Here is a 23,114-nt window from a genome sequence, read left to right on the forward strand (position 1 = left end):
TAGTTTCGAGTCAAACCTTTCCTCATTACCTATGGAGCTGGAATTAACAGATAGCACTCCTGCAGCGCCTTCATCCAATACGCACGCCACGGAGCCATCACATCAGTTGCACCGGAAACCACATCAGGGTCACCCACCAGGTAATACTCGCCAGTGTAAGGATTATCATCACTCTGCTGCCAACCCCACACATAGCTTTTTACATAAAGACCCGCTGACTTTAATGCCATTGAAGCGCCTGCAGTTGTTTGAACCTTGATCTTGGCAGTGTCCCATGTAACTGTCTTCATAAAGGGCTGGCCGATGAGGTTCCATCCCTTGTAAAGATGGATGGAGACGGTCGATGTTTGATCCGGCACCTCACCGCAAGGATCTATTGGAGTCTGCTCAAACATAGCCCAGAAACCTCTTCCGGGCGTAGCGCTGGTCGGATCAAACCAGCTGTAGTGGTTTGTGTCTGAGCCATAACCGTAATATTTGTTGCTCTTTGTCCTATACATCATCCAATCCACATCGTAGAAATTCACTACGTTTTTCGGATCAGTATCGTCAGGTACAATTGGCAGCGAAACCATAACCAAACCCTGCCAAGCATCTTCGACAGGTGTGGACTCACAAGTGACCTGTATGGAATCGACTGCGCTTTGATCGGCGGCATCAAATGCCGTTACAGTGATGACATTCGTTTCACCCTCAACAACCTCAATGTCGCCTATTTCCCAATTTGTGGCACCCGATATAGACCCAGACTCACCAGTACCAGAGTTTGCCCATGTGATCGACGTCGTATCACTCGAAGCTGTTCCCGACAAGTTGATGCTTGCCCCGGTGCGGACAGTGCTGTCATCGGAAGTCGGACCGGTTATCGTAATTGTAGGCTCCGGATTGGTTACCGTAAGGACGGCCGTACTGGTAGCCTTAGTGGTAGATATACTTGTGCAGGTCGCCGTGCATGTTATGCTGATGTGCTTGTCACCATCCGTGGCATTTGCGGGCGCAGTATAGGTCGGATTTTGTACACTCGCGCTCGGGCTGAACGTGCCGCCCGCTCCCGAATCCGTCCACCTATACTTAAGCAGGTCGCCTCTGGAATCAACCGCGGTTGCAGAACAAGCAACGCTCTCACCAGGACCAACAGTCGATGGGGTTAGCGTCGGAACATGGCTGAACGTTACCGCATGCCCACCGGTCACTATCAACTGAGCCGAAGCACTGTTCGTTATAGATGAGTCATCTTTACATGCCGCAGAACAGGTGATTGTTACTACAACGTCACTACCACTCGTGTTGATTGGAGCAGTATATGTAGTGCTTGAAGCGCTTTGATCAGCAAATGACCCACCAGCGCCTCCGTCAGACCATGCGTAAACCACATCATGCCCCTGCGAATCGACTGCAGTTGTGCTAACAGTAGCAGTCGATCCAGACTCCACAGTCGAAGGATTCAAAGATGGCGTCGATACGATTATGGCGTGATCAGTAGCCGTATAGTAAACAGTTAATGTCTGCTGCACTTCACTCCCGGCAGCATTATGCGCAGTTATGATTATGATATTGCGACCCAAAGCAAGAGGCACACTGCCCACTGCCCAATTGCGAATGCCAGCGCATGTGCCGCTATCACCAGTGGTGGAGTTAGCCCAGGTGAGATTGAGAACAACCCCTGTTGTTATGCCGATAACAGGTATACTTGAACTATGCCAGAAGCCGTCGAAATCGTCATCCGGCGAAGTTATGGTAATTGTCGTATCCTCATCCGGAACATATTTCTGCACACGGTCATTGTTCATATCAACAACGTAAACGTTGCCGGCTGAGTCCTGCACGATCCCCGCAGGTTGAACAAACTGGCCGCCGCTGGTCCCATACTCTCCCCACTTGCCGATAAAGCTGCCGGCTAAATCAAATACCTGAACGCGATTGTTGAGATAATCGGAAACAAATACATCACCCGACAGACCGATTGCTATGCCAGTCGGATTCATAAACTGCCCGTCTCCAGTACCTCCAGAACCCCACGGCTGCTGGACCAAGCAATATGTAACGTTTATGTGCGAACCGAGATTAGTTACGCCCAGTTTTTTGCTGGAAAGCGTGGATGAGAGCAAACCTGAGGTCACTTCAGTAAACTCAACAACTCGATTGTTAAGCGTGTCAATTACATAAACATAGCGGGTTCCATTATTATCTACCACAGCAACATCACGCGGCCATGAGAAATTAGCCCCAGTGGTGGTTGATGCAGACAATTGGGCAAGATAGTTGCCGTTACAATCGAACTTCTGAATCCGATTGTTGCCACTGTCGGCTACATATACGTTATCATCGTCGTCAATGGCGATGCCGTGCGGGGATATTAATTGCCCTTCGCCTGTACCGTATGAACCCCATGTGGTTACAAATTCCCAGTCGGAATTGAATTTCTGTATGCGGTTGTTTCTGGTATCGCTGATATAGAAGTTGCCCGACGAATCGATGCCGATGCCGCGCGGCGTATCAAAAGGATCAGCACCTGTGCCCGTAAATGAATAGTCATATGATCCTTTTGAACTGTATTTCTGAATCCTGTCATTCAGACTGTCGGCCAGATATATCGATCCATCCAGACCTATGGCAACTCCTACCGGTTTACTCAGATTGCCGCCCCACCAGCGTTCCAGCACGTAGCCCCCAGCAGCATTCTCTGGGAATACTTCGACGCTAATCTGGGTCTGTGTGCTCCCATAAGCAACGGTGACTACACTAGACTCTGAACCGGCTGTAAACTCACCAGTCTGAGAATCGATCTCGCCGGTCGTCGCAGACCAAGTCAATAAGGTGCCATCGGCAATAGGCCTGACATCCCCGTTGATATCTATCGGGACGGCTGTGAACTCCTGCGTCATTCCCTGAAGCAGGCCTGCCTTGCTGGGATTTACATAGAACCCCTTCAAAGCAGGATAATGGGTGACGGTGAGAGTGTCGGTGGCGGTATGACCCGCAAGATCGGTGGCGGTAACGGTTATGACATTTGCATCCTTGCCATCTGCAAGCGTAAGCCCCGAAGCACTCCACGTCACGCTGTCCGTGCCAGACAGCGTGCACGAGCCACTGTCTCCCGTGCCTGAATTGGACCAAGTCACACTCGCAACATTGATATTGTCTGAAGCAGTTCCTCCGATATCAATTGTCGATGTCTCAGGCCAGTACTTATCATTGGATGTAGGAGACGTGATTGCAACACTCGGGCTTACCGAATCGTTTACTACGGCAATCGAATCAGTGGATGTGTTGCCGTCACTATCGGTCGCAGTAATCAAAATATTGTTGCTGGCATTAGGCTCTAGGCTGACACTGCGAGCACACCATGTCGCCCAATCACCACCGTCCTCACATAACTGCGCAGTGGTCCCCAGGGTCGTGTTTTGCCAGATTATGGACGAGACCGACCTGTTGTCCGAAGCTATGCCGCATATATCGATTGACGTCTCTGTTGAGTTGTAGATCGGCTCCATGGTGGGACTTGTTATCTGCACATCAGGTGGAACCGTTGCCGGTGACCCTGCATATGCCTTGATACAATTATTGATCCTATACTCAGACCAGAGATCCCAGAGATCATCCCATGTGTCGCCATCATAACTAATATAACTCTCACCAGGGTTGGAAGTGGCTGATGCGGTGTGATAGTATTCATACGCCATCTCGATGGGAATAGGAGATGTATAGCCGGGAGTGGTCAGTTTTATTACTACGGAAAATGTCTCGTTCTTCGTGAGGCTCAGAGGTGTGTTGAGCTGTACGGTCGTGTAGCCCGGATTTGCTATTGTGCCGGTCTGCTTAAGCGCATAACCACCGGAACTGATTGGACCTGAGGTTGGGTTCTTGTAAATATAAATCTCATACGGCGAGTTTGGCTCGGCAGTATACCAACCGACCGCTCTCAACGGCTGATTGTCGCATGCGGTAAATACGTTCGCAAACCATCCGGTTTCACTGCCGTAGCTGATATCAGTTACCCATCCAAGAGTATCATACTGATAGAGCGTTGCATAGTTGTCGGTCGACTCAGTCGTATAAACACAACCTGCAGCCCATGTCATCAGATTGACGTCATAATATGACATATAGAAGTAGCCGTTATCACCCCAGGAGGTGCCCCAACTGTTCTTAACTATAAATGCTCCATCACCAGGCGGCTCTATGCCGAAATTTGACTTTGAATAGCAGTCGTCCCAGCCCACTATACAAACGGCATGATTGGTGCCTGCCGAAATATTCATATAATATGCGTGAGTTGTGGAGTTGTAAAAATCATAATCGCTATAGGTATAAATATAGAATGAAACAGCCACGGCACCATAAGTCATTATCGCCTGCTTGATGCCGTCGTTGTCCAGCGAAAATTCACGGGGGGGTATCTGGATATAGCTTTGAACATGCTTTTGAACAGTCTGGCTGGTTGAATCACATGAGCTGTCATCATAGGGATCATCAGCCTCATTTACGGGACCGTCCCATCGGAGAAAATATGCAGCTGCTTTATCAAAATTGCCACCACTGCAGCAATCATAGTCTTCACCTTTGAAGCCGGACAGATTCTTCAGATTGTTTTCGGAAAAATCCCAGCTTTCCGCAGTTAACAGACATGACTCCATTGAACCTATCGCTGCAAATGCCCAACAACTGCCGCAGTCGCCTTGATCCTTAATGGAGCTGACCTTGCCATGATCACGAAGATCATACGAGGTGGGAAGAGTCCCCATCAGCCTGTTTCCGGTGAGAATTAGGTGCTTGCCTTTTAGGTAAGAAGTATCACGCGTGGACGGTAGATACCCAGTTTTATGTTCGCTTGCTCCTTGAAGCTGTGAAAACACACTGCTCTCTCCTGTTTTGTACTTTATAAAATCAGGATTTATGGACCCAAGCTTTGGCTGAACGTCCTTCGCAAAGCCCAAAGTCGACAGGCAAAACACTGCCGCTAACATCAATACTGGGGATAAATTTCTTAACAGTCGGCTTACCTTCATCTCTTTTCTCCACCTCTCGGATCGGCAAATCTTGGCCAAACCGATGCAAAACAACTTGTTATGAATAATTCGATACAAACTATAAACTTATTCCGCCATATTTATATGCTGCTATAGCTGATTGCATTGTATCCCTGCCACGAAGCTAAAGTCAATAGCCGAAAACCGAAAAACAACATATATGGCTCAGTCAATATTTCAAAATGCCCACAGTTACCCAACACACCATACAAGAACATACATACCTTTACAAAAAGATTGACACCTAAAGCCTGCAAAATGTTCCCTGGGTAACTACCGCGCCAACACACATTCATATCGGATGATATCCGAAGTTGGCTGGTTTGCAAAAATGCAGAAAATATGAAGAAAAACGGTTTAGTTCAGTGTCTCAAGGAAACCACTGACTTCACGGAACAGGTAATCATATGCTGCGTCCATCTTTGACTCAACTACGGTAATGTCATTGAACTGCGTCGGATGCTGCACGTCAAGCTCCACATATAGCTGGCTCAGGTCACTGAAAAACGGCTCGAACTTAAGCTCATGTACTCCATCCTGGTGCAGCACAATACGAATACCCGCACCCTGTCTTCCAGGACCGAGAAGATCGAGGTTGTCTTTGATCGAACTCAGCGCGCTGCCCTCCAACAATTCCGCCGCGTTGCGATCACCCTCAACCGGCAAAAAAGCAGTCAGCTTGATGCCAAATGTCATAAATTGAGGAATCTTGAGCCTCTCCTGAGCCATCCTGAACAGGTCTAGTGACTTTTCTTTGGATGACTGAAAATAGTCCACGTTATCGTTTACCTGCATGCGTGTCGTCTGGATGAAAAAATCTCCGCTCGGATTTGCCATGCGAGCACCATCGGGCAAGTGCTGAAGCGTCTGAAACGGATAGCGCTCGGTAATATCTGCATAGATGCGATTTACCTGCTGAGGCTGCAGCTGATAAGGAGGATACACAATTCCGGCGGTCATACGCCGACAAGTGAGAAGTTGTGTTTTCATAGCGCTCCATTGGAAGATTTGATCAGTTGATTTTACATCACACACAGGACATAGTCAACCTTGATGACTTGGTATTTTGTATTTTATTGCCGTCTATATAGCAGATAATTACCCGACCGGCTCACAACTTTTCCTCCTGGAGGAAGAGCTTTTAGCCCCTCTTTTTGAATCACAACAAACTTTATCCTGCCGCTGCTTACAGATTCATTTAGCTTTTTCGGATCATTTATACTCAGCACCGGCCTTTCAGCATAAAAACCCAGTGCGGGCTGGGGGTGTGCGAGCCGGTATGCAGCCACACCATCCCGAGGCGGTGATATCTTTCTGATATGACATGCAATCTCAACTACAGGTGTGCTCAGCTTTTTTGCCGCTGCTGGGAGTCCAATAAGCACCGCAGTCGCCATGAATATGACCATCCCCATACACAAAGCCGCAAATGCCGCTTTGCCCTTTCGTAAAGCAAGCATTGTCACCGATAGAGCCGATCCGCCTACAATAGCAATGCCCATTATAATAAGTGCAAGACTCAGACCAGGCATAGGATCGGGAAGAAATCTCAACCCGATATGGAACGCAGCCGCAAGCATAATCGACACAGCCATTACGATCCATGAATATTTATACAGACTGCCGAGTGTCTTAGCATTAGTAACCTCTGCCCACATAGCTCCTACAAGAATCGCTGCGGCAGGCAACATCGGAAAAATATACGAGGCCAGCTTAGAGCAAGATAGTGTGAATACTCCTATCACCACAACCATCCAGACTGCCATAAACAAAGACGCATCGACACGCATACGCCTCACCTTCACACTCCATGCAAGCGGCACGTATATGCTCCAAGGAAAGAACCCGGCCACAAATATCGGCAAGTAAAAATAGAACGGCTGGTTGTGGCTGAAGTCCTCACCCATTGCTCGCTGTAGGTTCTGGTGTATAAAGAATTCCCCGGCAAACACCCCGTGAGTGCGTATCTGGACAAGAATATACCACGGCAGGCATATCGCCAAAAAGATAAGCACGCCAAGCAATGGAATGGCATTCCTTAATGCACGTCTATCACGGCTCATGAGCAGGAAAACTCCGGCAGTTATGCAAATGATCACCATCCCGGCAGGTCCCTTTATCATTGCCGATATCCCCATGGCTGCCCAAAAGAGCACATATCCCCGCCTGTCCCACTTGCCGGAGTATGAGAGAATAAATGAACCGAGGGACAGCGTGATCGCTAGAGCGAACAATTGGTCCATTATTGCCATGCGAGCCAGAGCGGATGTCAAAATGGCGCTGGCAAGCATGAACCCGGCCATAATGCCTGCCCTTCGGCCATACAACTTGGATCCCAGATATACGACATATCCGGCAAGCAGCAGCGCAGCTATAGTAGATGGAAGCCTTGCGCCGAGTGAGTTGACTCCAAAAACTCGCATACTCGCAGCCTGCAGCCAATAGACAAGTGGCGGCTTGTCCAAAAACAGCACACCGTTACATGTGGGCACCACATAGTCTCCACTTACCAGCATCTCACGAGAGCATTCGGCATATAACCCTTCGTCCAGACCAATCAGTGGTGTGCTGCCCACTCGCCAAGCAAACAAAATGGCACAAAATAGCGCAAGCAGAATATATGGTGTGAATCGATTCATTATGACTATATCGTTTCAGAGTGTGCAGACGGGCTGTCAATTCGTGATTCCTCGTCCCACCTATGCGATCTTACAAGAGCCGCTGAACCAATGCCGATAAGCGTGCCGACAAACCCACCATAGGCGACATCGAGTGGGAAGTGTACACCAAGATATACCCTGGATATGGCAGTGATAAAAGCAAACGGTATCAATACCCAGCGCAACTTTGGCAAAAAAACCGATATGGCTACAATCACGGCAAAGGCCGTCGTGGTATGACCCGAGGGGAAACTGTGGGCAAATAGCGGCTCGCCAACCACTCGGACATCGAATAATGCAAGCAAAGGACGCGGTCGATCCCATATGTGTTTGGCAACCTGGACGGCAATGCCCGATAGAGCAAATGCTGTCAGACCGGCATAACCTGCCCGGCGGACACTCACGCGTTCACCGATCAATCCCCACATTATGCATGCCAGGCTCAAACCTGCCTGCACCACACCGACACCCAGCATCGTGGCGGCAAGCATCACCTTGTCCATAACCGGTGACGCCAGTTCAGTGTTTATATATCGAAATACAGCCGCATCCATGCCGCCAAGATTAATCATTACAACACCCTGGCTGATTATACCGGATTATGACCGCTTCGCCAAGTGCGGTCGAAGCATTTGTGGCGGCATTTGATTCGCCTGCGTAACGTGTACGGCAAATGCTTCGACCCACAACCAAACCCCCTATTGGGATAAAACCTCTCAAATCAGGCCACCTTTGCCCAACACCTAACGCGCACTATTCACGAGAAACGTGAATGATGCGCGGCCCGGACCCGAAATATGCTCGACGAGCATAATTCGGGCTAATACCCATCACTCGATACCCATGTTTTGAACCCTATGGCCGCCGGGTATATCGGTCACGATGGCAAGCAGACAATCATATGTGGATATTTTCCCCATTCGGCCTATTGATGGGCTGAGTGGTACGAATTGTGCAGCAAACTCATCCGATGGATCCGCGCCCCTTGTGGATCTGTCACCTTTGGAGGAGCGTGATAAAGATGGTTAAGTGCTTCTGGTGTGGAGCTGAAAATTCCAAGCACCAGGATGTGTGCTGTGTTTGTAAGAGAAAGCTGCAATGGACTGCTTTCTTTAAGGGTGTGCTGCATCCTTCAGTCGGATGTCTCATGGGAGCAAAAGCGTATTCCGGCGAACACAAGCCCGCGTCTGATCTCAGGCTGGCATCATAGCGTCGTATGTCTACTGGTGCGAATCGATGCCAGTTCAGCACCGAATATTACTATTACCGATGAGTAATATATCCAGAACAGCAGCAGAATTACGCCTCCAAGAGAGCCGTATATCTGATTGTAATCCGCAAAGTTGGCTACGTAATAGCTGAACGCATATTTAGCAATTTCCCACATAACACCGGCAAATACTCCGCCCGCAAGCGCCGAAGTCCAAGGCACTGTTGTATTTGGCAATATCTTGTAGAACAGTGTGAATGTGAAAATAGTAATCACAAGCGGCAGCAGATATGTGAGTGTGTCCCAAAACCAACCCAGGTGAAACTCTGGAATTAGATCACGGCTTCGGATCGCCGTAATTGCGGCGGTCATGCCGAATGATACACCGAGCAGCACAATCAACATCAATAACACAGCAACCGATATCAATCGCTTTGTCAGATAGCTCCGCCGCTGCTCGACATTCCAGACATGGTTCATCGCCGTTTCCAATGTGGCGATCAGAGAAATCCCTGACCACAAAAAAGTAAGCAGACCAAAGCCCGTTGCAGCGCCCCTGTCCTGGATTACCTGCTCGACCATCTTGCCGATGCCGGGTCCCACTGAACCCACACCCAAGAACTCCATAATCTTCTGTTCGGCCTGGGCGGTTGAACCCAGAAAAAACGCGAACACGGCTATGGCCAACAATACAAGCGGGATCAGTGAAAGAAACACATAAAAACTGACTGCCGCCGCCACAAGAGAGCCATTGTCGGCATTGTATCCAGCTAAGATCTCCTTTATGTGCCTATATGCCTTTATGAGCGGTTTCGGCAGTCTCACGCAGCAACCTTCTGAATTTAGTATTTAGTATTTGGAATTTTGGATTTGGGACTTTATATTTGATTTAGTTACGAGCGCCCGTGACCTTGACTATGGCTGTGCAGTGATTATCTCGATCGGGATAATACGCCTTGATGTTAAACTCAAGACCCTGGGTCGCCAAAGGTCCCTCAAGAGCAATCGGGCCGACTTTGAACTCACCATTCTTACCCACCGCTGCCATCTGCGAAGTCACCTCGCCGCTGAGCCTGAGCAGCCCAACCAGACCGTTTGAATATGTCACGTTTACAAGCACCTTGGCATCCGGCTCGGCTGTGCCTTTTATCAGAAGTGCGCGCTTTATATTCGCCCCATCGGGCGGGTTGGTGAGCACAATCTTTACCGGCTCAGGCTCGGGCGCAGGCGGCTCGACGGGCTGATTAGGCTGTTCGACAGCAACCGGCACTTGAGTCGCCGAGACGGGCTGCATAGCCGGAATGATCTGGGGCTGTTCATCCTTTGCAACTGCCGCCTTTGCAGGCATAGGCGGCAAAACAGGCAATACCGGCTCAACACTCACCAGCCTGCTCGCCTGCACCGGTGCAGCGCTCACATCGCCAACGATCAGTCTGGCTATGAGCGCAGATCCCTTTGCACTCTTGTCGGCGGGAATCTCCACGACTCCCCTATATGCGCCGGGCTTCATCTCGTCTAGAGTGACCGACTTTATCAAATCCTTTATCTCGACTGATGCTCTGCCGCCGGGTGTGCCGGACACATCGACAGTGAGCAGATCACCACTCCGCAGAGGCGTTGGCGCGGAAAACGTCACTGAGTTTATCTTTGGTTTTGGCTTATCGGAAATCTTTGCCGCAGCCGGCTTATCTTTTTGGACTGAAGCTTTGGCTGGTGATGGCGCACTTTGTGCCTTTACAGGCACTTTTTTAGCCGCAGGCGCGCTCTTGGCCGCATTCTTGTCCGGCATCGCAGCGAATACAGTCCATGCCTGGGAGCTTGTTGGACTGACGCGGCACTTGACAAGCATACCCCGCTTAACGTCTCCAAGTTTGCCGATGCTTCCATTTCCCAGAACAACCTGAGCTTCAGGTCTGATCTTTACGCTGCGGCCGTCTTCGAATATGACTTTGTTGTCCTTTACGCCAGCTGCAGTGCCGATCATAACTCCGAAAAGTCCCTTGACTGAGGTCGCTGAGCCGTTTTGATTTACCACAGCCACAATATGATCGCCTTTGGCAAGATCGCGCAGCCCAACGGCACGCATATCTTTGCCGACCTGGCCACGCATCACTTTTGCATCCTTGGCCAGTGTATATTTTCCGGTGTCGAGCACAAATGCACTTGAATCAGACGCTACGCTCAGCAGCGTACCGGTCACAGTCCGAGCACACTGAGCGCAGCTTGCGCCGATCAGAGTGATAATAATGCACATGATAATTGATGTGTATCTCATAATACCCTCCTCCAAACTTGAGGTCGCTTAATACTTCTACCAGATGTGCCAAATAACCTTGTTGATTTCTGAAGGAAGTGGATAGCGGAAAGTGGAAAGTGGAGGTGTTAGTCGGATGCCGAGTGTAGGAGGTTGGATGTTGGAAAAGAAGATTGTTCGACATTTTTTGTGGCTGGTGATTATTGCTGTTGCGCTGTGCGGGTGTGGCAGGCAAAAATCAAGCCCAGCAAAATCCGCCCCTCTGGGTTCGGCGAAAAACCCTATAAAGATGGCTCTGGTGCCGTCGCTGGACACAAAAAAACTCGTCCTCAGCGGTGAAAAACTGGCTGTGCTGCTTAAAAAAGAGACCGGCCTTAACTATAAAATCAGCGTGCCCACCAGCTATGCGGCAGTCATATCGGCGATGGGAGCAGGTAATGTCGATGTCGGCTGGCTTTCTCCACTGCCATATGTGATGGCGCACGATCAATATGGTGTGGAAGTGATTTTGACCACAGTCAGAAACAAGTCCACCAAGTATTTCAGCGCAATAATCGCGCGCACCGATACCGGCATCAACAAACTCTCGGACCTCAAAGGCAAGAAATTCGCCTACGGCGACCCTGTGTCTACCTCCGGCAGCATATATCCGAAGCACCTGATCCGCACCAGCGGCTATGACCCTGAGAAGTTCTTCTCCAATGTCATCTATGCGGGGGCACATGATAAAGTGGTGATGGCAGTCTATAACAAGCAGGTCGATGGCGGCGCAATATACGGCGGGGTGGTGAGTGATGCCCGAGAAAAGGTTGTCGACACCATCAAAGATGTGATGCAAAAGACTCACGTCATCGCCAGAAGCATTGAAATTCCAAATGACACGGTGAGCGTGCGCAAAGGTATGCCGCCCAGCCTCGTCAAGAAGATTCGCGATGGACTGATGAAGGCCGCATCATCAGACGAAGGTAGAATCGCAGTGATGAGTCTGTATGGGATTGACGGATTCGTCATTGCAAAGGACAGCGACTACGACTCCGTGCGCAAAGTGGCCAGGATAGAAAATATCGATCTCGAAAAGATAGACAAATAGGGCTTATTGAATTGTGATGCTGCCCGTAATATAGGTCTTGTCCGGGTCCTCGATATTGGAAATATAATAGTTTACTGTCCCGGAACCGGTAAACTTTCTGCTGAATGTGCCGCCATTGATAAGCACATCGCTTTGAAACAGTCCGTTGGGGTTCGGCACGCCATAGAGCGTAAATGTGCCGGAGAAGAACACATTGTTCCTCTTTTGGGCTGTGTATTTGCCCGCTGTGGGGAACTGCGAATAACCCTGAACCTCACCGTTTGCGAATGTCAGTGTTGCGATCACAGTGCCGGCATCGTTTAGTATGTCCATCGTGAAATCAGAGCCTGTTGCATTGCGCCACCTGACCGTATCGCCGAAGTTGCCCTCCAGTGTGCTCGGTTCAAAGGTGTTGTCGGCCTGTATCACAATCTCGGAGAGTATGACCGGGTTTGATACTTTGTCCAGTGTGCCGCTTATAACCTGGTGAGGGTCTGTATCGGTGTTTATCCACTGCACGCTGTCGCCGGACTTGATAGTCAGAGTCTTTGGAGACACTCTCTGAGTCTGTATCCTTACCACGAACGCATCTGAGCCTCCCCCACCACCACCGCCGCCGCAACCGCAAATATATAGGACGCATATTATGACGGTGAACAGCCTTGACATAACCAAGTCCCCCTAATACGCTGCACAAAACGCTGGATAATTCAACGATAAGAACGCTCAGAGAGGATACCCGCAGGCGGGTGACTTGAATCATTTTGTGGAAGCAGCAATTTTGCGAAGTTCGGATGTGGAGATATCACCCATGAGAATAAAACGAATGCCGTTATGCGCCCATGTCAAGACATTTGTGACCTTGCTCTTTACAGGCGATGGAGCGCACTCCTTATTTGCTCTGCGTTGGAACATAGAGATTATGCATGCTCCATTGGAAAACTGCAGATGAGCCGAGTTGTACCCATTTATCGACATGTTGGAAACACCCACCAGTTTGTAACCCTTGGGCAGATAAGTCGGCTTGACCACCTCAAAACGCTTCTCCGCAGGCTTGCAGGTTTGCCTGACCTTGCCGGTCACCTCGAATGTCGATGGAGATATGTCGGGAGGATTGATCTGGATACTCGTGAACTTGGATGAATTGATAATCATCCCCTGAGGGCTTTCGACCTGAGAGCGCATAATCAGATAGTATTCTTTGTCTATCCAAACCCTGCGCGCAGAATCAAACCTGCTGTGAGGAACCGCAAAAACGATGTATGTCGGACGCCCGGCAACTGTGTCCGTGCCGACAAACCTAAGATCGTAGTTGCGCAGGGTCTCTTCGTGAATGGCGTTCATTGGAACGGTAAACAGACCGGAGGATTCAACCCACTCATCATGCTTGGGGTAATACTTCCAGGATTTGGAACCGTCCTGAATCACTTTCATCCCAGCCAGAGCGCTTGGCGCAAAGTATTCCGTGAATGTCTGATCCGGCAGAAGATGGACAACCTTAAACTTGGCTAATGTCGGCTGCCCCGCAAAATGAAACGATGCAACCTTCATTCCCCGGTAGCTGATGTATCTGTCCGCCGTCTCAGTTTTTTGCAGCAGTTCATTGACGTTGGCGGCAAATACCAGCGCCGGAGTAAAAAATATCGGTATCAGGAATGATAACAGCTTCCTGTTTGTCATGGCGCGTTTGAGTCCCTCGAAAGGCTCGCATTCTCCATCTCAGCAGCTATAAACGTTACATGTGGATCTCCCAATATCTGCTGGCGCTGAGCGCGAGAATGAGCCGAAATACATTGAGCGTATTCGGGCATCGATGCCGGATCGACACTGGACCGGTCGTTCTTTATGCAGACCGGCAGCACTAAGAGCAAAATCAAAACCATCACAAACGCAAAAGCCGGAACAGCATATGCCGAACGTAGTATCCATGGCTGTCTGCCTTCTCGTGCGCCATGCCCCTCCATGATCCTGCTTTTGACACCTGCCCAGCAATCAATCGGAGTTTCTTCCGTTTTCAGTGACTTCAAAGAAGCCAGCATCCGCTCCATGGAAGCCAGCCGCTCTGCGCAATCGCTGCACTCCCTGATATGAGCTTCAAACTTAGTGCGTATATGCCCGGCAAGAGTGTTGTCTATATATTCAGATATTAAGACGGTGATTTTCTTGCAATTCATAACGTCTCACCCAATTGCTTGCCCAACAGGTATCTTAGCTCGGTGCGCGCTCTCGACACGCGTGATTTCACTGTTCCCACCGGCACGTTGAGAATTTGAGCGACTTCCTCCTGAGAAAGCCCTTCAATGTCATAGAGCACCAGAGCCATTTTCAATTTGTCCGAAAGCTTTGATATCGCATTCCTCAACATATGCACCTGTTCGGACCTGACTATAACTCTCTCCGGGTCGGTGGACATATCATGAGAGACCGGCTCGAAACCGACTTCGGTATATTTATCGTCATCCAGCGAATCAGCTGGCCTGGACTTGCGTTTTCGTATAAAGTCTATTGCCGCATTCACTGCGATTCGATACAGCCAGGTGTAGAAAGCGGAACCTGAGTTGAATGTCGTGAGCTTTGAGTATGCCTTTACGAACGTATCCTGTGTAATATCCACGGCATCCTCACGGTTTGCGACATAGTTCAACACGGCAGAGTATATCCGGTCCTGGTATCTATCCACCAGGATCGAAAAGGCGTCCATCTCGCCGCCGAGCACACGCTCCACAACTGCCTGATCCGTTAAGCCGCTCATCTCGCGTCCTGTTGCAATTCCTATTATGGGTCTGTTGGGCGCATATGTTATGCTCTCCATCTAAACCTCTGTTACATAGATACTATCAGACGCAAGAATATACGGCAAACTTCCTGACATGGGTTTCGACGAGAGAAAAAAAGAATCGTTCCATTCTGGAATTACCGGAATTTGCAGCAAAAGGATAAATCTTGCCGTTCACACCAGACTGCAAAATGTTAGTCGCAAGTATGAATATGGGGATAATTATAATGGCGTTCAGGCGAAAAACAACGCAGACGTCAGGGAGTGTCTAAAATGAGAACCTTGAGCATCACAGCGCTGATCCTGATGGTTATCGGCGCTATAAACTGGCTGCTTATAGGTGTGTTCAATTTCAACCTGATAACAGCTATATTCGGCTATTCCACAGCCGGAATAGTTGTTACACGCATACTCTATATACTGGTCGGTGTGGCTGGTCTGCATGGGATTTCCATGCTGACCAGACTGTCTGAGTCTCACGACGATGTATGCGTGCCTGGACACGCCAGGGCTGCAGGAATGCAATAGTCTAGATATGAATCACTTCCAATCGAGCGCAGATATTACGCTTGATTTTGAAATAGTCGAAAGTGGAAAGCAAAATCAGCTTTCCACTTTCAGTATTTGGGGTGCAAAAAAGCTGTTACTTTTCTGCCTGCACGTTGTCCAACCTAATAGAACGAAAAAAGCACGATGAGGTTGATGGCGATGGAGTGCATAAAGATAAGAGATAAGTTGGGGTTTTATCTGGACGGCACACTCGACGAGCACACCCTTGAGCAGATGGAAGCTCACCTTGCTCAGTGCGAGGAATGCAGGCGGGAACTGGCAGCAATGAAGACTCTGATCGATGCTGCCGGGGAAATAGAGACGGTTGAGCCGCCGCTGGGGCTGCGCGACAGAATTATACAGGCTGTGACAGATGAAAATCGGGCTGATCGAGCACAAGCAAAGGTCTCAAGCAAATTGGGCCTTATGGGCCGGCTGAGAAGTTGTGTGTCACCTGCGTGGATGCGCTGGGCAGCCGGGGCTGCAATTGCAGGCTGCGCGGCACTGGCTATCCTGATCGGAGCGCCGCATGAGCCCGCCCCAAAACATATTGCGCGACAGATGCCAAAACCTGCTCAGACTATCTCTGAAAAATCTCAACCTCAGACTAAATCGACTGTTGTCGCAGAGTCACAGTACAGTGAGCCTGCCCAAGTTCAATCGACAGAAAAACCTGCGCGTCGTTATACGAAAAAGAATGGTGCCAACAAACGCAGAGTCATTATCGCTGACCACCCTGCAAAATCACTGACTTCACATGCCGTACAAGCTCGATTGACCATACCGACAGGCAAAAAAGATACTGAAGACAAAGCCGACACGGACGCACAGGACACTGAAATTGCAGCGGCACAGACAGCATCTGCCGAAACATCCGCAAATGCCGAACCTGTCAATGAGCAGCCGATTGCTATAAAGGTTGCTGCCGCTCCAGTGTTCGATAATGAAAAAATTCAAGAGATGATGCAGCAGGCGAAGATGCAGGCGGAGATGAGAAAAAGTCGAAATTCGCGCGCGATGGTTAACATTGTGAGCACAAGGTTTTAGGGTTGGAGAAGGAATGAGAAGGATTGCATACATAATCCTGATAATGTTCTTGCTGACAGGGCTGACTGCAATCTCGATGAATGCGGAGGAAACCGCATCATCAGAGGGCATGTTGTCGAATATGGCCCTGCGCTTGAGTTCGTCCTCCACTCTATCAAGCATAATGTATATGTCTGAAAATTCGTTGACGTCGACTTCAAATTCCACCAATTCGCTGTCGAGCGCGCTGAAAAAGGATAACTATCTGATGCTTCAGAATGCCGACCTCGGATTGGGCAAACTCAAGCTAAAACTTGGATTTCAGGATATTGGCGAGGATTTCGATGGTTCTGATTCCCTGCGCAGTTCAAATGCAATAGCCAATGATGCGCTCAATCAGATACAAAAAGAAAAGGGCATCAAGAGAATGAACTTCAGCGGAGAGATGCCGACATCCGGCCTGAGTTTCTTGTTCAACCAGATTGACGATGCCAATGATTACATCAGAAACTGGATGCTCGGCTACAAGGTCGGCGGTCTCGGCTTCACATACACTTCGAGTGATGTCGGCAATGATTTCGACCGGTTCACCGATCTCAAAGAATCCAACAGAGCACAGCTCGCCAATCAAATCGGAACCAAGCGCACTCAATATGCCGTGCAATACGGCGCAGGACCAACCAATTCAGCCTTAAGCAGTCTGTGCATGTCTCAGATTGACAGCGAAAACGGCGTGCTTACACAAAACTCCGGAGACATTAACGTCGGCAGCGTCAAAGTGCATGCATATGTTCGCGATGCGGATCCCACGTTCGACCAGTTCAAAGCCATGAACAACGATGACCGCACCCAATTGGCACTCAATGCACGCAGACAGTTCGATCCGAGCGTGCAATCATCAAGCGTGACAGGCACCGATAAGTCGAAAGTCACCAGTGAAACCGGTCTGGACCGCGCCAATTATTCCGTCGAGGTTGCCACGGGTCAAGTAAGCACATGGCTGTCATATCTCGGCCTGAATTCGACGAATGGTGATTTGAGTCGAGGTGCAGTTACGATGAAAGGCAAAAACTTCGGTCTGTATTTTAACCATCATGACATCGACAGCAAGTTTACAAAGCTCAGCAGTCTACAGCCGGTGGAAGTAAGCAACTTCGGCAACGAATACGGTATGTCCCGCTCCGGCGCAGGCGGCACTTTCAAACTGGGGTTTGGTGAACTTGCGCTCAACACAGTTAATATCAAAGACAATGATGGCGCATCCATATCCAAGCAGAGTCTCGGTTTCAAAAACACTGCCCTTAAAGTAAATATCAATCATCAAAATATAGACCCGGACTTCGACAGGATTTCCGACCTTTCCACCATAGATAAGGCCGATATGGTCGATGATGACAGCGGTTATAGGTGGTCCGATTACTCAGTCAACTTCCAAGCGACAAAAGTTCTCAACATAGACTCATATGTATATGATTCTGTGAACCATACTACCGGTGACAGTCGGAACCAGAACAGACTTTCTTTGAAGTATGCTGCCGACGGCAATTCCACGTATATGATGGACGTAATAAACGTTGATTATGGTAATGGAGATTTCGTCAACACACAATCATTGGGAATGAGCAAGAAAGTAACCGGCAACCTGGCTGTGGTGACCAAAATTGCACGCATCACCAGAGACTCGGATGACACTACTACTGCAGGCACGCTTGGGTTTGACTGGTCAGTCGGGAAGAAACTGACTGTCTCGGCAAATATCTCTAATGCGAACAGCGGTATCAATGATTTGCAGAAAAATAGAAAAGTGGCCTTGAACGGCCTGATCGCGAAACAGTTTTTGTTCTTTAAGAACATCACTGTCGGCACGGGAATGAACACTACCAGCCTTAAGGGCAGCCAGACAGCATGCGACAATGCATTCAAGATGCAGACCGGCGTGATTGGCAATGGAACATTTATGATCGACAATTCGGACAAGATAAACCGCAATACGGGACTGTATAACAACTCCCGAATAATCAAATATGAGTCCGATGCAGACAAAAAGAAACCTCTGCATGTCAAGATGCTCAGGCAGAATGTGGTCACATCCACAACCACATCTGTGGACAAACGCAGCTACAGCGCCGAATTGCTTCTGAGCAAAAGCTCAAGCTTTACGTATAAAGATCAACTCGCGGATACCAACTCTGCAGGAACTATTTCGACTATCGCAGAAAACGCATACCAAATCAATCATAAGCTCAGCGAAAAGCTCAACATAACCGCCGATTATACAACACAGATCAATGCCACGACCAATAAGTGGGCACACATAATGGGCATGGGCTTTGCGGGCAAGCTGAGCAACAACACCGATGTAGAAGTGTATTACGGCATATGCCATATAGCGGATGCCGATGGTGCAAACTCGGGCGTATATAAGATCAAATACAATCGTAAGCTGGATGATAACCACTATATATCGTTCTCCACCCAGAGGAAGTCGGACTGCGATGCCACAATAGATGTCGACGAAGGCCGGACCATAGCAAGGCTTGATTTCAAGACCATCTTCCATTAAATTTGCGCCACAGAGGAAGAATGACTCCGGTAGTATAACTCTATTCTATTATTTCATTTGCCGATAGATTGGAGTTGGAATTGGAGATAGTATGTCCTGCTTGGTTTCCCGGTGTCGAGCGGCTGGCCGATGCCATACCTCTGCTGGCAGATCAGGGAGTGACTGCGGTGGAGATCGGTGTGCAATTCTCGGATTACTTCGATCACCATGATGGCACGCAATTGCAGGCTTTGCTCTCCGAACTGTCGCGTTCGGGAGTCAGGGTTCACTCCGTGCATTCCCCATTTGGACCGTCATTTGATATATCGAGCCCGAATGATGATATTCACGACCGTGGTGTGGACGGACTGATTGAGACCATAGAGCTTGCAAACCTTTTGGATGCAAAAAAAGTGATTGCTCATGCAAGCGATGCGCTCTCACATGGCAAGAGCCGTCATTTTGACAGAGCGCGTGGTGTGCTCAAAGAAGTCGCTGCCATTGCAAGCGAGTCTGATATAGTGATTGCAATCGAGAATTTGCCTCCAGGTTATCTTTGCCATACACCGGATGAACTTAATGCACTGCTGGATGACATCGATCCCAACTCCGTCGCAATATGCTTCGACAGTGGACATGCAAACCTGTCTGGACATTTTGAAGAATTTGCAAAAGCGCTGCTGCCCAATGCAGTGGCAACTCATCTGCATGACAATGATGGAACAGGCGACCAGCATAGATTTCCCGGCGAAGGCAATATAAACTGGCATCAGCTCGCTGCAATATACCGTCAGTCGGGCAGCGAGGCTAGCATTATGCTGGAATGCAAGCCTCCTGAAAATATGGCATGGAGCGAGGCTTTTCAGCAGTTTAGGTCACAATGGGAAGAATAAAGATACGTATACGCATCCGGGCACGATAAGATATCGCACACTCTGACGAAAAGCTATATCGTGAGCACCTGATGTTTGGCTAGAATTTCTATAATCCGAGCCATACCGTCTACAACCCCGACTGCCATTTCATCTTCAAGACCGAAATATTCTATACACGTCCGGCATGATACTATCTCGACGCCACGATCTTGAAGAGTCTTGAGATATTCGAGCGTGTCCGAGTTACCTGCCGCATTCTTAACGCCGCTGTTCCACAACACTATATATTTCGGCAGATCTTCGCGGTCTCCCAGAATCCTGAGAAAATTGCCCAATAGAATATGGCCGAGCTTCTCATCCGGCGATCCCATCGATTGCGAACCAATCAGTACCACATCATTCATATGTTGCATCCCTCAAGTGAGCTGTGATATGCAAATACTTTAACTGGCTGCCTGCAAAACTCCTGCAAAAAAGTTGTGTGAATGCCTGATAAATCATGGCACAACTATAGTGGCACAAACAACCATCTTTTCCTCCTTCCCTCCGGGCTTCGCAGTCTTACTGACGGAGCCTTTTTTTTCACTATTGACAGCCGGACTTTTTTTTGGCATGATATTTCCTGGAACCGGTTCCACAACAATAATAAACGTGGTGAAGTAGTTGGACAAACATATAGGTCCAAGCATCGAGGACGTCGCCAGGCATGCAGGAGTTGGAAAAGGTACTGTTTCACGAGTCCTCAACAATATGCCGGGAGTGTCCAATGCAACTGCAGCCAAAGTGCGGCAGGCTATGAATGAACTCGGTTACAGCCCTAATGTGCAGGCAAGGCGGCTGGCAAGAAATGTCTCTGATCTGATCTGCTTTGTCCTTTCTAATCGTGATTTTCTGCATGAATTTCATTCGATGGTGCTCAAAGGCGTTGAAGACTACTGCTCAAGTGCAGACAGAGACCTGGTCTTCGTGTTGTGGCGGTATGAACTGGAACCGCTTCCAGATGTGGTCGTGCCGCCGAGAATCGTGGCCGGGCGCGGCAGTGTAGACGGAGTGGTGCTGGCCGGCGAAAATCATATCGATTGTGTGAAGATGATAGCCGGGCTTGGAGTGCCATGCGTATCTATGGGCAATAATCTGGTCGGATGCAAGTCTATGTCCGAAGTGGACTCGGTCTGGTATGACGAGGCTACAGGCACTCGCGAGGCCATTAGGTATCTCGCGGAGATGGGTCATAGACACATTCGGTTTCTGGCCAGTATGTCTCTGCCATGGTTTGCTCGAAATTACAGAGCATTCAGCGACGCAATGCTTGACCTCGGCCTTGCACCGATGGCGACATGCGTCAATGACACTATCGATTATGCGGAGATTGCTGAACGAGGAGTCGCGGAGATATTAAGCTCAGATACCCCAACAACGGCGATCTTTGCCGGTAATGACACAATCGCCGCCGGTGTGATTCAGTCACTTAAAAGGCGAGGCATAATAGTTCCACGTGATATGAGTGTCATTGGGTTCGATGATGCACCAAGATGTATGGAGATCGACCCTAACATTACGACTGTTCAGGTTCCGAAGGAAAAACTCGGCGCTGAATGCGCCAGGTTCCTGATTCAGAAAATATCGAGCAACGAACCGGTTACAGGCGCTCGAGTTATACCGACAAAGCTTGTAATCAGACATTCCTGCTCGCTGGCGAAGATGTAGGGCAAATCCTCCCCCCTCTGGGATTTGCGCTATTGGGCGGAGCACACTAACCCGGATTATGCGCTTACCGCATAATCCGGGTCTCTGAGAGCATTATTCACGTTTCTCGTGAATAATGCGGACTAATACTCCGCCCATCTCTCCTCTAGCGCATGTTTATCCCTTTCGCTCTTCTCACCGACTATGAATCCATTTCTCAACATAGTCGCGACAACGATTGTGTCAGCGGACATCTCGCTGCAACGACGTATGGATCGCTCCGCCTCATGATCGTTAATCCGAAGCCTGGACTCTGATGCACTCAGGTCGATGCTTTCGGACAAAAACTCCGCTCTATACATTGCGTACTGTGTCTTTTCGACAAAGCCGTGCACGTTGCCGATCTCTTTAGTCACTAATGCCGCATAATCCGGCCATTTCGCCAGTGCGCTATATAATAGAGGCGAAGTGCAGGCGCTATAACTTTTGTTTGGAAGATCAATTTTGCTCAGACATAGTGGTACATCCATATTGGAAGAGGAGTCGATATGCGCATCAACAGGCATATTGGCTGAGTATTGTCGTGCGATCCATCGCTGTGCAAGAGCCGCAAGAATTGCGAAAATCGGTTCAAAAGTATAAAAGACTTCCACTACATATTTGATCTGCCTGGCCTGCTCGCGGCTGTATTTGTTTGCTAGATAGGATAAGTTATTCGGGCAGGGCAAAAGGCTCATCTCTATGCTTTTGCAAAGTTGGGCTGCAGCGCAATGAATGTGGTTGGTGTCAAGCGAGTAGTGGATCGACCGCAAAAATGACTCGAGGCAGCCTTTACGTGATGCCAGTATATGAAGAATATCACCCGCGAAAGCGCTGCCGACCCTGCGCAAGATTATATCGAGGATCGCAAAATTTGCGTCAACACGGCCAATTTGCCAAGGCATATGCATCTTATCGGTTTCCCGCCATTTGCCGCCAACCTGACCTCGGCAGTCGAATTATTGGCCCGTGTAGCACTCTTTTACCTGCCGTGCGTGCTTTCCAAACAAATAATTCATTTCGCCCGGATTATGCGCTTACCGCATAATCCGAGTCTCTGAGAGCATTATTCACGTTCCTCGTGAATAATGCGGGCTAGATCGCTTGTTTGATTGCACCCACCTTCTCATGAGCCTTCCGCCCCGCTTTCGTGGCTGCACTTCTCACCCTTGTGCGAGTCGAATGTGCAGCTTCCTTTATTATATTTCGAGCTTTAGCTCCTTCTACAGGCGCAAACATAAGCGCGCATGCGCCACCTATCACCATCCCGGTCAGAATTCCGGTTATAAAGTCCCTTTTCATGTCACTACCCCCCTATTTGTCTTGCGAGTGATATACCGCAATGAGAGGCAAACATAACGTCGATTGGCCTGACAAGTTACCGGGGATAATCAACAC

General features: G+C 49.1%; 20 protein-coding genes. 7 read left to right on the plus strand and 13 right to left on the minus strand.

What is annotated here, in order from left to right:
- Window positions 1-29 precede the first annotated feature (29 nt).
- The 4 genes from LLG46_09175 to LLG46_09190 form a co-directional block, all read right to left on the minus strand.
- Window positions 30-4,856, minus strand: a complete 4,827-nt coding sequence (locus tag LLG46_09175) for a lectin like domain-containing protein (protein MCE5323468.1) — start codon at window positions 4,854-4,856, stop codon at window positions 30-32.
- 531 nt (window positions 4,857-5,387) lie between these two features.
- The gene (locus LLG46_09180; GenBank protein MCE5323469.1) at window positions 5,388-6,020 is read right to left on the minus strand and encodes a hypothetical protein; all 633 of its coding nucleotides are present in this window, start codon (window positions 6,018-6,020) and stop codon (window positions 5,388-5,390) included.
- 83 nt (window positions 6,021-6,103) lie between these two features.
- On the minus strand, window positions 6,104-7,669 hold the full coding sequence (locus LLG46_09185; protein MCE5323470.1) for a glycosyltransferase family 39 protein: 1,566 nt from the start codon (window positions 7,667-7,669) through the stop codon (window positions 6,104-6,106).
- A gap of 5 nt (window positions 7,670-7,674) precedes the next feature.
- Window positions 7,675-8,262 (minus strand): phosphatase PAP2 family protein, encoded by a 588-nt coding sequence (locus LLG46_09190; GenBank protein ID MCE5323471.1) that lies wholly within the window; start codon window positions 8,260-8,262, stop codon window positions 7,675-7,677.
- Between the two features lie 440 nt (window positions 8,263-8,702).
- Between LLG46_09190 and LLG46_09195 the strand changes: the two genes are divergently transcribed.
- Entirely contained in the window at window positions 8,703-8,900 is a 198-nt protein-coding gene (locus LLG46_09195; GenBank protein ID MCE5323472.1) for a hypothetical protein, read from the plus strand.
- Here LLG46_09195 and LLG46_09200 read toward each other — a convergent pair.
- On the minus strand, window positions 8,895-9,725 hold the full coding sequence (locus LLG46_09200; protein MCE5323473.1) for a YihY/virulence factor BrkB family protein: 831 nt from the start codon (window positions 9,723-9,725) through the stop codon (window positions 8,895-8,897). The two genes, LLG46_09195 and LLG46_09200, sit on opposite strands and share 6 nt — an antisense overlap.
- A 64-nt stretch (window positions 9,726-9,789) precedes the next feature.
- Window positions 9,790-11,175 carry a hypothetical protein gene (locus tag LLG46_09205; protein ID MCE5323474.1) on the minus strand — a complete coding sequence of 462 codons (1,386 nt, stop codon included), beginning with the start codon at window positions 11,173-11,175 and terminating at the stop codon, window positions 9,790-9,792.
- Between the two features lie 115 nt (window positions 11,176-11,290).
- Here LLG46_09205 and LLG46_09210 point away from each other — a divergent pair, with 115 nt between their 5' ends.
- Window positions 11,291-12,244: a phosphate/phosphite/phosphonate ABC transporter substrate-binding protein gene (locus LLG46_09210; GenBank protein MCE5323475.1), complete on the plus strand. Its 954-nt coding sequence runs from the start codon at window positions 11,291-11,293 to the stop codon at window positions 12,242-12,244.
- Window positions 12,245-12,247: 3 nt separating this feature from the next.
- Here the strand turns inward: LLG46_09210 and LLG46_09215 are convergent, their stop codons facing one another.
- From LLG46_09215 to LLG46_09230, 4 genes are all read right to left on the minus strand, one after another.
- Window positions 12,248-12,892 carry a hypothetical protein gene (locus tag LLG46_09215; protein ID MCE5323476.1) on the minus strand — a complete coding sequence of 215 codons (645 nt, stop codon included), beginning with the start codon at window positions 12,890-12,892 and terminating at the stop codon, window positions 12,248-12,250.
- A 90-nt stretch (window positions 12,893-12,982) separates the two neighbouring features.
- A complete protein-coding gene (locus LLG46_09220) occupies window positions 12,983-13,903 on the minus strand; it encodes a hypothetical protein (GenBank protein ID MCE5323477.1) in 921 nt (306 codons plus the stop codon).
- On the minus strand, window positions 13,900-14,397 hold the full coding sequence (locus tag LLG46_09225) for a zf-HC2 domain-containing protein (protein ID MCE5323478.1): 498 nt from the start codon (window positions 14,395-14,397) through the stop codon (window positions 13,900-13,902). Before LLG46_09225 ends, LLG46_09220 begins: the two co-directional genes overlap by 4 nt.
- Entirely contained in the window at window positions 14,394-15,035 is a 642-nt protein-coding gene (locus LLG46_09230) for a sigma-70 family RNA polymerase sigma factor (GenBank protein MCE5323479.1), read from the minus strand. Before LLG46_09230 ends, LLG46_09225 begins: the two co-directional genes overlap by 4 nt.
- A gap of 237 nt (window positions 15,036-15,272) precedes the next feature.
- Here LLG46_09230 and LLG46_09235 point away from each other — a divergent pair, with 237 nt between their 5' ends.
- The 4 genes from LLG46_09235 (at window position 15,273) to LLG46_09250 (ending at window position 20,009) form a co-directional block, all read left to right on the plus strand.
- Window positions 15,273-15,527 (plus strand): DUF378 domain-containing protein, encoded by a 255-nt coding sequence (locus LLG46_09235; GenBank protein MCE5323480.1) that lies wholly within the window; start codon window positions 15,273-15,275, stop codon window positions 15,525-15,527.
- A 180-nt stretch (window positions 15,528-15,707) separates the two neighbouring features.
- Entirely contained in the window at window positions 15,708-16,595 is an 888-nt protein-coding gene (locus LLG46_09240; GenBank protein MCE5323481.1) for a zf-HC2 domain-containing protein, read from the plus strand.
- Between the two features lie 13 nt (window positions 16,596-16,608).
- Window positions 16,609-19,137, plus strand: a complete 2,529-nt coding sequence (locus LLG46_09245) for a hypothetical protein (GenBank protein MCE5323482.1) — start codon at window positions 16,609-16,611, stop codon at window positions 19,135-19,137.
- Window positions 19,138-19,217: 80 nt separating this feature from the next.
- Window positions 19,218-20,009 carry a sugar phosphate isomerase/epimerase gene (locus LLG46_09250; protein MCE5323483.1) on the plus strand — a complete coding sequence of 264 codons (792 nt, stop codon included), beginning with the start codon at window positions 19,218-19,220 and terminating at the stop codon, window positions 20,007-20,009.
- 53 nt (window positions 20,010-20,062) lie between these two features.
- Here the strand turns inward: LLG46_09250 and LLG46_09255 are convergent, their stop codons facing one another.
- Entirely contained in the window at window positions 20,063-20,395 is a 333-nt protein-coding gene (locus LLG46_09255; GenBank protein MCE5323484.1) for a DsrE family protein, read from the minus strand.
- Between the two features lie 259 nt (window positions 20,396-20,654).
- On the opposite strand from LLG46_09255, the gene LLG46_09260 reads away from it, so the two are divergent.
- Window positions 20,655-21,698: a LacI family transcriptional regulator gene (locus LLG46_09260; protein MCE5323485.1), complete on the plus strand. Its 1,044-nt coding sequence runs from the start codon at window positions 20,655-20,657 to the stop codon at window positions 21,696-21,698.
- 122 nt (window positions 21,699-21,820) lie between these two features.
- Here the strand turns inward: LLG46_09260 and LLG46_09265 are convergent, their stop codons facing one another.
- On the minus strand, window positions 21,821-22,621 hold the full coding sequence (locus LLG46_09265) for a hypothetical protein (GenBank protein MCE5323486.1): 801 nt from the start codon (window positions 22,619-22,621) through the stop codon (window positions 21,821-21,823).
- Between the two features lie 190 nt (window positions 22,622-22,811).
- The gene (locus tag LLG46_09270; protein ID MCE5323487.1) at window positions 22,812-23,018 is read right to left on the minus strand and encodes a YtxH domain-containing protein; all 207 of its coding nucleotides are present in this window, start codon (window positions 23,016-23,018) and stop codon (window positions 22,812-22,814) included.
- Window positions 23,019-23,114: the final 96 nt, after the last annotated feature.

It is taken from the genome of bacterium (genome assembly GCA_021371935.1).
Taxonomy (GTDB): domain Bacteria; phylum Armatimonadota; class UBA5829; order UBA5829; family UBA5829; genus UBA5829.